Below are 1,720 nucleotides of genomic sequence, written 5' to 3'. Positions count from 1 at the left end.
CACGGAAGTTAAGCTCTCTAGCGCCGATGGTAGTTGGGACCTTGTCCCTGTGAGAGTAGGACGTCGCCAAGCAACTTTAAGACGAGTCAGAATGACTCGTCTTTTTTGTATGCTTTCATACCTTTGTTAATTGCCTTTTAAACTTTTCTAATTGTTTTTCTGTTTTTTTATATCTATGTTTTTAAAAACTACACTTGAGACATTATGTATGGTGTTTTTGATAAGTAGCGTATCTTGTATTTCTTCTACGCCTTTTCAAAAATAAGGGGTTTTCCGTTTTTCTATATCGATATCACTCGTGTAATCCAAATAATGATTGGCCAATATATTCCCTTGTTCATCTATTTGCTTTGATTGTGTGTAGCTTAAGGCAACGTCATTATTTATATGAAACCCCTGTATTACTTCTGTTAAAAATGTCTTATCGCATAAGTCATCGGCCTCTGCGATCCAAATATAATCACCGGTTGCTGCAGAGATTCTTTTTATCCATTGTTTAAATACAGAACCAGAGTTTTTATCATTAACAATATGTTGAACTTTCAGATGGGTCTTATTTTCTTGTGAGAGCAGCTTTTCAAGTGTGGGTACACTTTTATCAGTAGAGGCATCGTCTAGGAAGATTAGTTCGTAAGGGGGTAGGTTTGGTTTAATATTGATTTGACTCGGACAGGTAAAAAAATTTCGTAATTATAGTTTGGTATAATTACACTAATCTTTTTGTAATTATGTTCGAAAAGATCTAATAATTGATAAATGTAATTAAGGAAATTGAATTTTTTTCAATAATTTTTTGGCCAAAGCTCCCCTTTTGTAATCGTAACCCTTCATCTCCAATAAATTCGTATCTTCTTTCTAGCATTTTTGGTAAATCTAAAAAGTCTACTAAGGCACCAGTTTTTTCCGTAACAACATCCTCAAAACCTCCAGCGTTTTTAAACCCTATAACAGGAACCTTTGTATCTAATGCTTCTAAAACAACATTCGGAAAAGAGTCTTCCCTTGAGGTTAATAAATATATATCAGCCCCGGCGTTATATAAGCAGATATCTTGAGTAGGATCGACTAATGTGAAATGGGTATCATGGGATACATAAATTATTTTCCTCTTAACATGCATTTCATAACGCCTCCTAAGTTTATTAGATTACTTGAGTTTCCTCATCGATTTAGTGAATGTAAAGAAGATATAGTGAAGTGTTTTGTTTATAGCCCCCTAGAGGTAAGAGGAAAGGAAGAAATGGTGATTTTAGCTGGGATGTATAAGAATAAAAATGCTATCCTTAATATATGTACTTGCTGACATTTATTCTTTAGAAAATTATTAGTATTGAGCGGGATAGTGCAAACTGACGATTATTAACTTAACTTACAATCTTCCTATGCAAGTTTAAGAATCATTAGGAATGGATTAGAAATTAAGAGAGTTCAATACCTTTTATAATTTATAAAATAAAAACATAAAAAGTATTGACGATTGATTTGTTGAGGTGTAATATAGAACAAGTCGCCGATAGTAACAACGCAGAAAGCGACAAACGAAATAAAAAAACTTAGTTGACATTGAAACATGAAAATGTTAACATGAGGAAGTCGCAAATGAGCGACAAAGTAGTTCTTTGAAAACTGAACGAAACAAACAACGTGAAACGTCAATTTTTATTTTAGATGCTAGACAAACTAACTTTATTGGAGAGTTTGATCCTGGCTCAGGATGAAC

Annotated in this window: 1 pseudogene; it reads right to left on the bottom strand. The window is 33.3% G+C overall.

What is annotated here, in order from left to right:
- Positions 1 to 136: 136 nt before the first annotated feature.
- Positions 137 to 1,087 (bottom strand): annotated as a pseudogene (locus tag ACTFQM_RS27265) (glycosyltransferase); the annotation flags it as partial.
- Positions 1,088 to 1,720 lie beyond the last annotated feature (633 nt).

This window comes from Bacillus cereus group sp. MYBK30-2 (assembly GCF_051915945.1).
GTDB lineage: Bacteria > Bacillota > Bacilli > Bacillales > Bacillaceae_G > Bacillus_A > Bacillus_A paramycoides.
The sequence above is the reverse complement of the archived record's forward strand: the minus strand, read 5'-3'. Positions and strand labels throughout refer to the sequence as shown.